The organism is Rhizobium sp. 1399, assembly GCF_031455475.1.
Lineage (GTDB): Bacteria > Pseudomonadota > Alphaproteobacteria > Rhizobiales > Rhizobiaceae > Rhizobium.
Genome location: NZ_JAVDSU010000001.1, coordinates 604,443 through 617,147, shown reverse-complemented (window position 1 = coordinate 617,147; position 12,705 = coordinate 604,443). Strand labels below are relative to the sequence as shown.

Below are 12,705 nucleotides of genomic sequence, written 5' to 3'. Positions count from 1 at the left end.
CGAATACTCAATAGGCAGATTGTTGCGCAAAATATGCTTTTTCGACAGTAAATCCCTAAAGGTCGATATCGAATTTTAGTGAAGTGGCGTTAATGTCTCAGTGAAGGACAGTGCAGAACATCAGAAACAATATCCGGATTGTGGTGCCAGATGTCGATCTTGTTTTACGTCGACGATAGCAGGGATGATCTCTTCTATCTCGACTATATCCGAAAGAAACAACAGGTGGATGTTGATCTATTCTGTTTTCCCACCGCACAGGCTGCATTCGGGGCGCTTGAGGAGCGTCTGGAAAGAGGCGAAGGCGTGCCGGATATACTGATCGCCGATCTCTACATGCCTCTCGACAGCGGCAGCGGGTTGATCGCGCGGCTGCGACAGGATGATCGCTTTTCCTCCATGCAGCTCGGCGTGTGCAGCGGTTCGGATGCGGTCGAGGACCGAGAACGGGCACTTGCCGCCGGTGCCGATTTCTACCTTGAGAAGCCGCTGGACTTTGCCAGGATCACCGGCAAGTGGTGATTGAGGCAAGTGCGACACGTGCGCACGCAAAAAGTGTATAACGCCAGCAAGAAAGCACAATTGACAAGCCTGGCAGTGCATTTCAAACTGCAACCGAAGAGAAGAAAACCAAAAAGCACTGAGAGAGCCGTCCGATCCCTGTTCGCCGCCACGAACGTCAGCCAACCCCTTAGCTGATGGCCCGACCGGCTCTCCCGCGCTTACTTCTGGCACTGTCTTCCGCATCCATGGATGTTGAATACGGAGAGATTGGGATACCTAGGTAAGAGCTACTATTCGAGTAAACTGTCCTACGCATCACCTGTAGTTGAGATGTCTCCGCCTGCGATATCGAAAATCCCCATTTCGTTATCGATCATCAACCATCTCGCAATTTTTGTAGCTGTTCGCGTTTAAGACGTATATCCCAAGATTTCGGGATCGTCGGAATGAGAATTGGGGAGGAGGAAGAGTGGGAATGACCAGTGCTGCCGCAGTTCCCTTTCATGCCGGTCCGGAACTTAGCCGGGCTATCAATCGCACGGATTTTTTTCGCCTGCTGAAGGCGGCCGCACAGCATTACAATTTCGACAATTTTACCCTGGCGCGCATCTCAGAGGCTGCAACTCCTTTCGGCGAACGCGATGTCGTCATCACCAATGTCGCCGAACGACGCATGAGCCTCTTTGTCAAAACTCTCAAGGAAGCGCTCGGAACTGCCAAGGCGCGGACGGCGCAGTTTTTGACGACGCCGGTGCATGGAAAGAGTGCGGCGATAGAAGGCTACCCGCCAGACCTCGTCTTCAATGAGTTCAGCGGCAACACATTCCTTTTCATTCCACTGTTTACGCCGGAAGGACGTCGCTACTGCCTGGTGCTCGCCGGCCAGCGTCCGGAGCCGGACCAGGGCGAGGTGGCGGATATTCTGCTCGATGCCATGCGCATCTTCGACAAGCTGTACGAGGAAATCCTGACGCAGGAAATATCCGGTCGGCTCACGCAGCGCGAAACCGAAATCGTCAAATGGACGAGCGAAGGCAAGACCTCTGCGGAGATCGCCATAATCCTCGGTCTTTCGGAACATACGGTCAATTCCCATATCACCGCCGCAGTCCGGAAGCTCGATGCCGTCAACCGCGTTCATATGGTGGCGATCGCGTTGCGAAACGGTCTGGTTTCGTGAGCGGGTTTCATTTCGGGGAAAGCTGAAACGATGAGTGCGGAAGCAACGCGCAGGAATGCGGTAAGGGTATTGTTCGTCGATGACGAGTTTATCGAATTCCGTTCGCTCAAAAAGAAGATCGCCGATCTCTCCGAACCGCGTGTCGATGTCGAATATTCTCAATCGATCGGCGATGCGCTGGACAAGATAAAGGTCGCTCGCTTCGATCTCATCCTTCTCGACAACCGCCTGTTGCCGAATGCGGATTTTCGCGAGACCGTACCTGAACTCAGGGGCATCGGCTATACCGGCCCGATCGGTGTCGTCTCGACCGATATATCTGGTAACTATTTCCAGGAATTCCCCGATTACGGCGTCGATTTCCGCATCGGCAAAGATGAGATCGACGTCCAGACGCTACAGCACATCATCCGGGAATACGTGACCTATGATGTCCCGGATTTCTGGAAGGATGATTACAGCATCTGACCGGAAAGCCTGATGCGTAGATTCAAAGAGTTAGAGCGTCCTTTGTGCGTCCGAATGGACGCACTGCGCCCTAAGCCGGCAGGCGGATCGCAAAGCGGCTGCCGCTCTCATCGGAATGGTCGAGCCTGATATCGCCGCCGAACGCGCCGAGCAGGTCCCTCGTGGTCGTCAGGCCAAGCCCCGGTCCGGGCACGCTGCCTGCTTTCGGCAGCTTCCAGAAGGCATCGAAGATCTTCTCCCGATAGGCAGGTTCGATGCCGCAGCCGTTATCAGCAACGATGATGCGCCAGTCCGCACCTTCCCGTGCGGCCGTCACGGTGACGTGGGGCGCAGCGGCGCCATGATATGTCAACGCATTGGAGAAGAGGTGCCTCAGAACAATGATCAGAAGTGCGGCATCGCTGCGGATGAGAGGCAGATTGTCCGCATCAAGTGCCGCGCCGTTCACCGGAAATTCCTCCAGCGACTGCTTCCAGGCCTCTTGCGCAACGTCGGTGAGGTGCACGTCACCGATGGTAATCTGCGGCGTCGTTCCCGCAAGGCTCATCAATGCCTTGGTCAGCCTCTGCGCCGTCTGGGCCTTGTCCATGATCATCCTGAGGCTCTGCAGCTGTTCGCTGTCGAGCGTCGGCTCCAGATCGTCGAGCAGCATTTCCGCATACATGGCGATATGGCGGAGCGGCGATTGCAGGTCATGCGAGGCGGTCGCGAGGAAGCGTTTGATGCGCTCCTCCTGATCCCCGGTGGAACCGGCTTCCGGCTTTTTCGCCGTCGGGTTGGAAGACATGTGGCGGTGCTCCCGATCTCTTTGAACCGAACATAGAAAGAGGGCGCCGGCTGTGCAACCGGCGCCCTCTCCAAGTCCACCTTAAATATCGACGGTTTAGCCTGCCGTTTTGCGCGGCTGGCCTGCATCCGGCGGAATGATTTCCACGGCTGCATCGTTCGAAGCTGCCACTGCCTTGGCATGGCGGCGGCGCCAGTCGCCGAGGAAGAGCAGGATCGGTGCTGCGATGAAGACCGAGGAAGCGGCGGCGACGAGAATGCCGAAAGCCATCGGCACCGCAAAGCTTTCCACCGCACTACCGCCCCAGATTGCCATCGGCAGGAGCGAGAGGAAGGCTGTCGCATTGGTGTAGAGGCTTCGGGCCAACGTCTCGTTGATCGACTTGTCGATGATTTCGCGCAGCGGCATCGACTTGTAGAGGCGCATGTTTTCACGCATACGGTCGTAGACGACGACCTTATCGTTCACCGAGTAGCCGACGAGCGTCAGGATGGCGGCGATAGCCGTCAGGTTGAAGTCGAGACCCGTCAGCGCGAAGAAGCCGATCACCTTCGTCACGTCGAGCACGAGCGTGACGATGGCGCCGACGGCGAAAGGCCATTCGAAGCGGTACCAGATGTAGAACAGCATCGCGAGGCTGGCGATCACTACGGACAGGATACCTGCCCAGGCAAGCTCGCCGCTGACCTTCGGACCGATGACATCGGTGCCGGTGACGGTTGCCGACGGGTCGATCTTGACGATCTCGGCCTTGAGCTTGGTCACGGCTGCCGTCTGTGCTTCTTCACCACCGTCCTGACGCTGTGCGCGCACAAGCATGGTGTTGTTGTCGCCGAAAGACTGCAAGGCCACTTCGCCGATGCCAAGGCCGTTCAGACCTTCGCGGAAACGGCCGAGATCGGCTGCATCCTGCGTCTTCACCGACATCTGGATACCACCACGGAAGTCGACGCCGTAGTTGAGGCCCGGATAGATGAAGAGGGCGATCGAGGCGATCGACAGCAGCGCGGATACGGTCACGCCGAAGAAGCGCGCCTTCATGAACTGGATATGCTTGTCGTAGGGGCTGAAGAAGGGGAACAGCGGCTTGATGTTCAGGACCTTCATCTTCCGGCGGCGGGTGATCTCGATCATAGTGACGCGCACGAAAGCGACCGAGGTGAACATCGAGATGATCAGGCCGAGCGCCATGGTCACGGCAAAGCCGCGAACCGGGCCGGATCCGAACCAGAACAGGACGGCTGCGGCAATCAGCGCCGTCATGTTGCCGTCGATGATGGTCGAATAGGCGCGACGGAAGCCGGTGTCGATTGCCGCAAAGGCGCTCTTGCCCTTGCGGGTTTCTTCACGGATGCGTTCGTTGATCAGGACGTTCGCGTCGACCGCAAGACCGATGCCGAGCACGACACCGGCGATGCCGGGCAGCGTCAGCGTCGCGCCGACCAGCGTCAGCGCCGAGAAGGTCAGGATCGTGTGGATGAGAAGCGCGGTGTTGGCCAGAATACCCCAGGTGCCGTAGAGCACGAAGATGAAGGCGGCGACGAGCGCGAAGCCGACGACGCCGGCATAGAGGCCCATCCGGATCGCATCCGCGCCGAGATCGGCGCCGACGGTGCGTTCTTCGATGACGGTCAGCTTGGCGGGCAGGGCGCCGGCACGCAGCATGGCGGCGAGCGTATTTGCACTGTCGGTCGAGAAGTTGCCGGAGATCTGGCCCGAACCGCCGGTGATCGGCTCGCGGATGACGGGCGCACTCAGCACCTTGTCGTCGAGAACGATCGCGAAGGGATTACCGACGTTCTGGCGGGTAATATCGGCAAAACGTGTCGCACCGGCGCTGTCGAAGCGGAAGGTGACGACCGGCTGCTGGCTCTGGTCGAAGCTGACGCGGGCATCCGAGAGGCGGTCGCCGGAAATCTCGACGCGGTCGAGAACCGGGTAGCTGTTGCCCTCGTCGTCCTTCATGATCGTCACACCCGGGCCGGCCTGGCCGTTCGGGGCGAGCATGTGGAAGGACATCTTGGCGGTGGAGCCGAGCAGTTCGCGAAGGCGGGACGGATCCTGCGCGCCCGGAAGCTGCACGAGAATGCGGTTGGCGCCGATACGCTGGATCGTCGGCTCGGCAACGCCGACCTGGTCGACGCGCTGGCGGATGACTTCAAGGCTCTGCGTGACGGCATTGTCGACGTTTGTCGAAATACCGGCCGGGGAGAAGCCGATAGTGATGTTGCCGCCATCGGCTGTGACTGCAAGATCGGACTGGCCGGCACTGATGCCGCTGGCGATCACATTGCCGAGCGTGCGAAGCTGGGTGACGGCCGCATCGCTTTGCGACGGATCGGCGAGCGAAACAACGATGTTGTTATTGTTGCGGACAACCGACTTCGGCTGGATGTTCTTTTCGCGCAGCACACGGCGTGCGTCCTGCAGGAGCGAATTCAGGCGCTCCTTGGTGAGGTCGGCTTCATCGACTTCGAGCACGAGGTGTGAACCACCGCGAAGGTCGAGACCGAGAGAAACCTGGCTGTGCGGCAGCCAGGAGGGGATGCGCTGCAGCACGCTCTGCGGCAGCGCATTCGGCAGGGCGATCAACAGGCCGAACACGATGATCACCGTATAGGTGAACACCAGCCATGGTGAATTGCGCATGTTTTAAATCCTTGGATAATGCTTGGGCCGGCGCAACCGCGCTGCGGCATGTCTATGGATCAGAAGCGCCCGAAGGCGTGTGATTCAGGCAGCTTGCGGCGGTGCGCGCGGCTGGTGGGCCCGGGCTGCCGCAATGAGCAGCGGGGCTTCGAATTCAGCCGCCCCCGTGGCAGCGCGCCAGTCGGCGAACTGCAATGCAGGAACAATGGTAAGCGCCGCCGGGCCGGTATCCTGGAGCGATTGTTTCGGTGCGGCCTTGCGATCACTGATCAGCAGGCCGCGGATGGCGTCTCGCGCCGTAACCTGCGTCGGCTGCGAATCCCGGCTGGAAGAGGAAAGGCTGTTCGGTGTTGCGGACGGGCCGATGACGATATTGCCGCCGAAAAGCAGGCCGAGATAAGCAAAGATCGCAACGACGACGGAGGCGGCAATACGGCTTGCCAGACGGCGCTGTTCCAGCACCATCTCCCCTGTATCGGCGATTTCACTCCCAGATCGGCTCAAAGGCGCGGCAATCTCTCATTCTTTTTCCGGCGGATACTCCACCGACGGCACGATTGTACCAGCCGAAGGTCCGTCTTCATAGGGTGCACTGTCATGATGCACTTGGGCGAGCCGGTCAACCATGCCAAGCGCAATTTCCCGCTCTCCCATGATCACCGTGTCGGCGCCGTATTGCCGCAGTTCGTCCACTTCGGCGTCGGAATGGGCGCGTGCAACGATCAGGATCGATGGATTGATGGTGCGGCCCTGCTCGGCGATGCTGCAGGCCTCGAAGGCGTTTGGGATGGCGATGACAAGGCTGCGGGCGCCGGCGATGTTGGCGAGATCAAGTGTTTCGCGAGAAACGGCGTTGCCGGGGATGACTTCGACGCCTTGCGCGCGCAATTCAATGATGCGCTTGTCTGAATCCTCGATGACGAGGAAGGGCGTGCCTGATGATTTGAGGTTTTGGCCGACGATGCTGCCGACACGGCCGTAACCAATAAGGATCGCATGGCGGTTCAGCGCTGTCGGATGGACCTCGTCGCTGTCGGCCACAGCCTCTTCCGGTGCCGGCGAAACCTCAGTGGCCGGAGCGGTCTCAGTGGCCGGTTCCTCGCGCTTCGGGCTTTCCAGCAGTGGCCGGATGCGGTCGCAGACGAAGAAGAGCAGCGGGTTGATGATGATCGAGATGATCGCGCCGGCAAGGATAAGGTCGCGCCCTTCCTCCGGCAGCAAGCCGAGATCGACGCCGAGGGCGGCGAGAATGAAGGAAAATTCGCCGATCTGCCCGAGGCTCGCCGAGATCGTCAGCGCCGTACTGACCGGCTTCTTGAAAAGCAGGACGATCAGGAAGGCTGCGATCGACTTGCCGATCACGATGATGAAGACCGTCGCAAGCACCGGCAGCGGTCGCTCGATCAGGATGTTCGGATCGAAGAGCATGCCGACGGAGACAAAGAAGAGCACCGCGAAGGCATCGCGAAGCGGCAGGCTTTCCTGGGCGGCTCGATGGCTGAGCTCGCTTTCGGCGAGAACCATGCCGGCAAAGAAGGCGCCGAGCGCCAGCGATACGCCGAAAAGCTTGGACGCACCGAAGGCGACACCAAGAGCAATTGCCAACACGCCGAGGCGGAAGAGTTCACGCGAACCGGTATGAGCGATGCGGTGCATGGTCCAGGGAATGAGCTTACGGCCGAAGACCAGCATCAGGGCGACGAACAGCGCCACTTTAACCAGCGTCATGGCGATGATGCCGCCGACGCCGAGATCGAGGCCGAAAATCCGGTTGAGGCCCGCCGAGAGAGGCTCGACCGGGCCATGACCATCGCCGGTGATGCTGGCGGCCGCCGGGATGAGCACCAGCGCAAGCACCATGGCAAGGTCTTCGACGATCAGCCAGCCGACGGCGATGCGCCCACGCTCTGTCTCGACGAGACGCCGCTCCTGCAGGGCTTTCAGCAGCACGACCGTGGAGGCGACGGAAAGCGCTAGGCCGAAGACGAGACTGCCGCCCGTCGGCCATCCCATGAAAGCCCCAAGACCCCAGCCGAGCAGCGTGGCAAAGCCGATCTGCACAACCGCACCAGGCACCGCGATGCCGCGCACGGAAAGCAGGTCCTTGAGTGAGAAATGCAGGCCGACGCCGAACATCAGCAGGATGACGCCGATTTCTGCAAGCTCAGGCGCAAGGCTCTGATCGGCAACGAAACCCGGTGTGTGCGGACCGACGAGAACGCCTGCGACAAGATATCCTACGAGAGGCGGCAGCCGCAGGCGATTGGCGAGCGCGCCCAGGATAAATGCCAGCACAAGGCCGCCGACGATTGTTGAAATCAAAGGCGTATCGTGGGGCATCGCTCTCTCCCGATCTGGAAATCCTGCTCAAAACATGACATATATGATTTATATTGACCAATATGGGTGGTTTGAAATTATGGGTCAAGGTGCAAAAGAAACAATCCTGACGCCCGCTTTGTGCCGCGCGGCTCGTGGTCTGCTTGATTGGACGCAGGCGGACCTCGCCGAGAAGGCTGCCGTCTCCCGTAGCACGATACGCGACTATGAAGGCCGTCACCACGAAATCCATCGTGCGACGGAGGCGCAGCTGCGCCTTGCCTTCGAGGAGGGTGGCGTAAAATTTATCGAAATAGAAGGCTGCGGAACCGGCCTCTGCCTGCCCGGCCCGGTGAACTGAGCTGCCTTAGGGCTGCATCAGGCAGGCCGCACCGACCTTATAGACATAGATCGTATCGCCTCTGTAGTTGCCTTTTTCCGGCTGCCAGCTTTTCAGCATTTCCGGCGTTTCGTTCGCGCAACTCAGCGGCTTGGAGGTCAGGAACAGAACCTGCCCGCTGGTATCGGCCGGGAGGGCGAATTCCTGTTCGTAATAGCTGTCCGGCAGATCGGCCGGCGGACGGGCATATATCTTGTAGGGTGCGGCTCTCAGCGTGTGGAAGAGATCGGCGACCATGTCCCTGTTGTCGGTGACGATGATGCCGGCGCCGGCCTGCGCGGCAAGATTGGCAGCCTCCCTGCTTACTTCGGCCCGGCCGAGATAGCGCTGCATGACTTCCTTGCCGTTTGGCAGCACCAGTTGATGTGCGAAGATCGTTGCGAAGGGGAAGAGCAGGCACGCAACGCCATTGATGGTGAGCGAGGTTCTGAGACCTTTCGGCCACAGGCGGTGAAGCAGCCAGACCGCCAGCACGATACCTGCCACATAGGCCGTGACGCCCCAATTGGCATAGGCCTTGGCGACGGTCGCCTGCAGGGTAATGAGCAGCACGACCGGGATCGAGAGCCAGACGAGCATCTTCTCACGCGGTTCACTGCGGCCGCGGATCATATTCCAGACGGCCCAGAGCATGGCGAAGAAGACAATCGGGCCGACGACGCCGAACTGCGCGGAGAAGAATTCCAGCCCCCCGCGGATATTGCTGCCGAGATCGTTCCAGTGGGCGATATCCTGCGTGTGGCGCACCGTCGTATTGTTGTGCTGGAGGTTCCACCAAAGGTTCGGGAACGCGATGACCGCGGAGGTGACGACCGCGATGATGAAATCGCGCACCGAAATACGCGCCGACGGAATGAGCAGCAGCGCAATCGCTCCGCCGGGCACAAGGAAGAGCACGGCATATTTCGTAAGAAACGCCAGCCCGACACCGACACCCATGAGAAGTGCGAACCCGACGGAGCGGCGCTGCGTCAGTTCGAAATAGGCAATGAGCGCAATGGCTATGAAGAAGAGCAGGATGACGTCGGTGGAGAAGAACACCGAAGAAAGCGCAACCGCCGGCAGCGTGATATAGGTTGCGCCGACCCAGCCTTCGATCTCAGGCCCGATGAAGCGCTTCGCCATTTTCATCAGCACCAGCGCGGTCGCCATGTGGAAGAGGGGGCCGGGAAGCCGCAGCCAGTAAATGTCGCTGGAGCCGGCAAGCTCGGTGAAGATCCTGAGAACCCAGGCAATCATCGGCGGCTTGGAATAATAGCCGAAATCGAGATTTTGCGACCAGAACCAGTACTGCGCCTCATCGACGAACAGGTCCGTCGTATCGAAATGCAGCGTCACGATGCGGAAGATCGTAAACGCCAGAATGATGAGGAGGCCGGTCCGAGCTGACATAATCCCTTACTTCCGCTGACACAGGAGCGCGTGTCGATACACCAACGGTGCCGGGCTGCCAACGGGAAAGGTAAAGGGAGATTTAAGGCGCAGTGGCCTCTCAGAAGACGCGAAGCGTGCGGTTGTCGCGGTGTGTCGCGATCAGATCGAGGAGGGCAACGGCTGCGGCGATCGAGAGGGCGATCAGGCAGGAACCCATTCCGAGAACTATCATTTCTCTTTCCTTATTGACGTCATGTCAGGCTCTATAAAACGGGTCTATAACATAAAGCTTGCGTGTGCCTTGTAGCAGCGATGCAACTCTGCGCCAGTATTTACTATGTGAACTCTCCCCAATTGTCTCAAAAGCTACAGGCGGGAATGGCTTATTAACCTTCAAGCAAGGAATTAACCATAAACATTGGGTTACACGTCGGAATGGGAAGATGCACTCGTTCCCACCAGGCATGACGCCGTACCGCCGTACCGGGTCGATCCGGTATCCATCTTCTTCAGGCAGCTCCGAAACAGAATTGCTGATCAGGAGGCTTCAGTCCCCCGGTTGCGACCGGTGGCGAAGGGCATCTCCGCGTATCGCATTCATCGGAAACTGCGAAGGTTTTTGGCCGGGTTCGCCCGGAAAGTGGTTGGGGATAGGCGTTGAGGCAGGATATGCCATCAGATCAGGCTCGTGGAGCACAGGCAGGCAGCCTGCGCGACCGCCTGCGCTTTGCCGGCCTCGACACCGACCAGTGCGAGATGGTTCGCCGTAACCGGCCCGCCCTCGAAGCCCATCTCAAGGCCGGCCTGCGCGATCTCTTCCATCGTTTCCAGTCCTTCCCGGATGCCTCGCGCAATTTCGAGAGCGAGCGTCAGATCGAGCGTCTCCACGACCTGCAGTCGTCGCACTGGGACGTGCTCACGGATGCGCGATTCGACAGCCTCTATGCAGAACGCGTCAAGGTTCTCTCCGATACCGAAAGCAAGATCGGCCTCGACCCTCGCTGGCACGTGGCCGGCCACGGCGTCATGCTGGAACACGTGATTTCCGGTCTGGCCGATGAACTGGCCGGCCGCCCGGTACTGCCGTCGGCCAAGCGGCGCGCTCGCGAGATCACCGACCTGATGACATCAATCATCCGCATTGTCATGGTCGACGTCGAAATCGCCGTCTCGCTGCGCTTCAATGCGCTGCGCTCCACGCAGCAGCGCGCACTCGCCGATCAGCGTGCCGAAGGTGAAGCGGAAGTCGCCCGCATCTTCAGCGATGTCATCGAAGGCCTGTCAGCCCGCGACTTGACGCAGCGCGCACCGGTCGATGGCGCTCACACCGACATTGCCGCCGCGCTGAACGCCGCACTCGACAACCTCCAGACGGAATTTGCCGCAATTGCAGAACGCAATGCGAAGGCGGAAGCCGCAACGCAATCGCTCGCCGGCGCATCCCGTCGCTTCGCCGGCAACGCTTCCGGTCAGGCAGGGCGGCTGCAGCTTTCCGCCGCCGCCCTTGCCGGCATCGCCGAGCGGGTCCGCGAGGGTGCAGCCGGCAGCCGAGCCGCCGAACAGGCTGCTGCCGCGACGCGTGCGGCCGTCGAGGAAAGCGGTGAGGTCGTCGGCCGCGCGATCAGCGCCATGGCTGATATCGAACAGTCTGCGGAGAAGATCGGCCAAATTATCGGTGCGATCGACGAGATTGCCTTCCAGACGAACCTGCTCGCTTTGAACGCCGGCATCGAAGCTGCCCGCGCCGGCGAATCCGGCCGCGGCTTTGCCGTCGTGGCGCAGGAAGTGCGGGCGCTCGCCCAGCGCTCCGCAGAAGCTGCCCGTGAAATCAAGACGCTCGTGACCACCACCAAGACACAGGTGGATGCCGGTGTGCAGATGGTCGGCCGCACACAGGATTCGATTGCCAGCATCGTCCGTCAGGTGACCGACATCAATGCCGCAATCGCTGGCATCGCAGGCGAGACGGGTGAACACGCCGCCGGTCTCGAAGCCGTGACCGCAGACGTTAAGGGCCTCGGCGGCGAAGTCGCCGACAATGCCGGCTTTGCGGAACGTTCAGCCGAAGGCGCCGATCATCTTCATACGGTCATTCTGGAACTCGGCCAGACGATCCGCGAATTCCGCATTGCGCGGGAAAATGCCTATGCAATCCGGCCTCATCAGGTGCGTGTTTCTGCCTCCCGGACGGTTGCGATCGCACCTCGCCCGGAAGTGGTCGAAGATGATTACGAAAATGACGATTTCAGCATGCTTCAGCCTCTCGCAAGTGCCGGAGGTGGGCGGAATGTTTACTAACCTATCGGATTATGACGCCGGCTCGCTTTCGCGGGTTGGGGACAAGGGGACAAGGAAAAGCTGATGGCAGCAAAGAAGAGTGCCAAGACGCTGGAGTTGCCAGCGGTTCTTGATCTCAATGAGGCTTCCGCATTGCGCGACAAGCTTCTCTCCATGCGAGGAAACCCTCTTGCGATCGATGCTTCGGCAGTCGAACGCATCGGCGCTCTTTGCGCCCAGGTTCTGATGGCCGCCGAGAAGACCTGGGACCAGGACAAGCAGTCGATCACCTTCTCGAAGGTGTCCGACGCATTTCAAAAAACCATGCAGCTGGTTGGCGTCAATATCGACCATCTGCTTGCCAAGGAGATCCGGCAATGAAGAAGAAAGTACTGACGGTGGACGATTCCCGCACCATCCGAAACATGCTTCTCGTAACGCTGAACAATGCAGGTTTCGAGACGATCCAGGCTGAAGACGGCGTTGAGGGCCTCGAAGTTCTCGAAGAGTCCAATCCTGATGTTATCGTCACCGACATCAACATGCCGCGCCTCGATGGCTTCGGCTTCATCGAAGGTGTCCGTCGCAACGAGAAGTACCGTGCGATCCCGATCCTGGTGCTGACCACCGAAAGCGATGCGGAAAAGAAGAACCGCGCCCGCCAGGCTGGTGCCACCGGCTGGATCGTCAAGCCCTTCGACCCCGCCAAGCTGATCGATGCCATCGAGCGTGTAACCGCTTAAAGCC

General features: G+C 59.8%; 12 protein-coding genes. 7 read left to right on the top strand and 5 right to left on the bottom strand.

Features of this window, described 5'->3' with window-relative positions; all coding sequences use genetic code 11:
- The first annotated feature begins 150 nt into the window (after window positions 1-150).
- From J2X71_RS03235 to J2X71_RS03225, 3 genes are all read left to right on the top strand, one after another.
- A complete protein-coding gene (locus J2X71_RS03235) occupies window positions 151-522 on the top strand; it encodes a response regulator (RefSeq protein ID WP_310378896.1) in 372 nt (123 codons plus the stop codon).
- Window positions 523-979: 457 nt separating this feature from the next.
- On the top strand, window positions 980-1,684 hold the full coding sequence (locus J2X71_RS03230) for a response regulator transcription factor (protein ID WP_113321839.1): 705 nt from the start codon (window positions 980-982) through the stop codon (window positions 1,682-1,684).
- Between the two features lie 30 nt (window positions 1,685-1,714).
- Window positions 1,715-2,152 carry a response regulator gene (locus J2X71_RS03225; protein ID WP_310378894.1) on the top strand — a complete coding sequence of 146 codons (438 nt, stop codon included), beginning with the start codon at window positions 1,715-1,717 and terminating at the stop codon, window positions 2,150-2,152.
- A gap of 70 nt (window positions 2,153-2,222) precedes the next feature.
- On the opposite strand, the gene J2X71_RS03220 is transcribed toward J2X71_RS03225, so the two are convergent.
- The 4 genes from J2X71_RS03220 to ybaL form a co-directional block, all read right to left on the bottom strand.
- On the bottom strand, window positions 2,223-2,939 hold the full coding sequence (locus J2X71_RS03220; protein WP_310378892.1) for a HAMP domain-containing sensor histidine kinase: 717 nt from the start codon (window positions 2,937-2,939) through the stop codon (window positions 2,223-2,225).
- A gap of 96 nt (window positions 2,940-3,035) precedes the next feature.
- On the bottom strand, window positions 3,036-5,588 hold the full coding sequence (gene secD, locus J2X71_RS03215) for a protein translocase subunit SecD (RefSeq protein ID WP_310378890.1): 2,553 nt from the start codon (window positions 5,586-5,588) through the stop codon (window positions 3,036-3,038).
- Window positions 5,589-5,672: 84 nt separating this feature from the next.
- Entirely contained in the window at window positions 5,673-6,053 is a 381-nt protein-coding gene (locus J2X71_RS03210) for a hypothetical protein (RefSeq protein ID WP_310380047.1), read from the bottom strand.
- 54 nt (window positions 6,054-6,107) lie between these two features.
- Window positions 6,108-7,928, bottom strand: coding sequence for a YbaL family putative K(+) efflux transporter (gene ybaL / locus J2X71_RS03205; protein ID WP_310378888.1), 1,821 nt, complete (start codon window positions 7,926-7,928; stop codon window positions 6,108-6,110).
- 34 nt (window positions 7,929-7,962) lie between these two features.
- Between ybaL and J2X71_RS03200 the strand changes: the two genes are divergently transcribed.
- On the top strand, window positions 7,963-8,268 hold the full coding sequence (locus J2X71_RS03200) for a DNA-binding transcriptional regulator (protein WP_037071842.1): 306 nt from the start codon (window positions 7,963-7,965) through the stop codon (window positions 8,266-8,268).
- Between the two features lie 6 nt (window positions 8,269-8,274).
- Here the strand turns inward: J2X71_RS03200 and J2X71_RS03195 are convergent, their stop codons facing one another.
- Window positions 8,275-9,699, bottom strand: a complete 1,425-nt coding sequence (locus J2X71_RS03195; protein ID WP_310378885.1) for a glycosyltransferase family 39 protein — start codon at window positions 9,697-9,699, stop codon at window positions 8,275-8,277.
- A gap of 651 nt (window positions 9,700-10,350) precedes the next feature.
- Between J2X71_RS03195 and J2X71_RS03190 the strand changes: the two genes are divergently transcribed.
- The 3 genes from J2X71_RS03190 (at window position 10,351) to cheY1 (ending at window position 12,701) form a co-directional block, all read left to right on the top strand.
- A complete protein-coding gene (locus tag J2X71_RS03190) occupies window positions 10,351-11,979 on the top strand; it encodes a globin-coupled sensor protein (RefSeq protein WP_310378882.1) in 1,629 nt (542 codons plus the stop codon).
- Between the two features lie 63 nt (window positions 11,980-12,042).
- Window positions 12,043-12,339 (top strand): STAS domain-containing protein, encoded by a 297-nt coding sequence (locus tag J2X71_RS03185; RefSeq protein ID WP_007821057.1) that lies wholly within the window; start codon window positions 12,043-12,045, stop codon window positions 12,337-12,339.
- Window positions 12,336-12,701, top strand: coding sequence for a chemotaxis response regulator CheY1 (cheY1, locus tag J2X71_RS03180; RefSeq protein WP_003570362.1), 366 nt, complete (start codon window positions 12,336-12,338; stop codon window positions 12,699-12,701). The genes J2X71_RS03185 and cheY1 overlap by 4 nt, the downstream gene beginning before the upstream one ends.
- Window positions 12,702-12,705 lie beyond the last annotated feature (4 nt).

What these genes read in the sequence shown, in the direction of transcription:
- J2X71_RS03220 (WP_310378892.1), bottom strand. Translation starts at nt 2,939, where the DNA reads ATGTCTTCCAACCCGACGGCGAAAAAGCCGGAAGCCGGTTCCACCGGG.
- J2X71_RS03210 (WP_310380047.1), bottom strand. Translation starts at nt 6,053, where the DNA reads ATGGTGCTGGAACAGCGCCGTCTGGCAAGCCGTATTGCCGCCTCCGTC.
- secD (WP_310378890.1), bottom strand. Translation starts at nt 5,588, where the DNA reads ATGCGCAATTCACCATGGCTGGTGTTCACCTATACGGTGATCATCGTG.
- cheY1 (WP_003570362.1), top strand. Translation starts at nt 12,336, where the DNA reads ATGAAGAAGAAAGTACTGACGGTGGACGATTCCCGCACCATCCGAAAC.
- J2X71_RS03190 (WP_310378882.1), top strand. Translation starts at nt 10,351, where the DNA reads ATGCCATCAGATCAGGCTCGTGGAGCACAGGCAGGCAGCCTGCGCGAC.
- J2X71_RS03225 (WP_310378894.1), top strand. Translation starts at nt 1,715, where the DNA reads ATGAGTGCGGAAGCAACGCGCAGGAATGCGGTAAGGGTATTGTTCGTC.
- J2X71_RS03230 (WP_113321839.1), top strand. Translation starts at nt 980, where the DNA reads ATGACCAGTGCTGCCGCAGTTCCCTTTCATGCCGGTCCGGAACTTAGC.
- J2X71_RS03200 (WP_037071842.1), top strand. Translation starts at nt 7,963, where the DNA reads ATGACATATATGATTTATATTGACCAATATGGGTGGTTTGAAATTATG.
- J2X71_RS03185 (WP_007821057.1), top strand. Translation starts at nt 12,043, where the DNA reads ATGGCAGCAAAGAAGAGTGCCAAGACGCTGGAGTTGCCAGCGGTTCTT.
- ybaL (WP_310378888.1), bottom strand. Translation starts at nt 7,928, where the DNA reads ATGCCCCACGATACGCCTTTGATTTCAACAATCGTCGGCGGCCTTGTG.
- J2X71_RS03235 (WP_310378896.1), top strand. Translation starts at nt 151, where the DNA reads ATGTCGATCTTGTTTTACGTCGACGATAGCAGGGATGATCTCTTCTAT.
- J2X71_RS03195 (WP_310378885.1), bottom strand. Translation starts at nt 9,699, where the DNA reads ATGTCAGCTCGGACCGGCCTCCTCATCATTCTGGCGTTTACGATCTTC.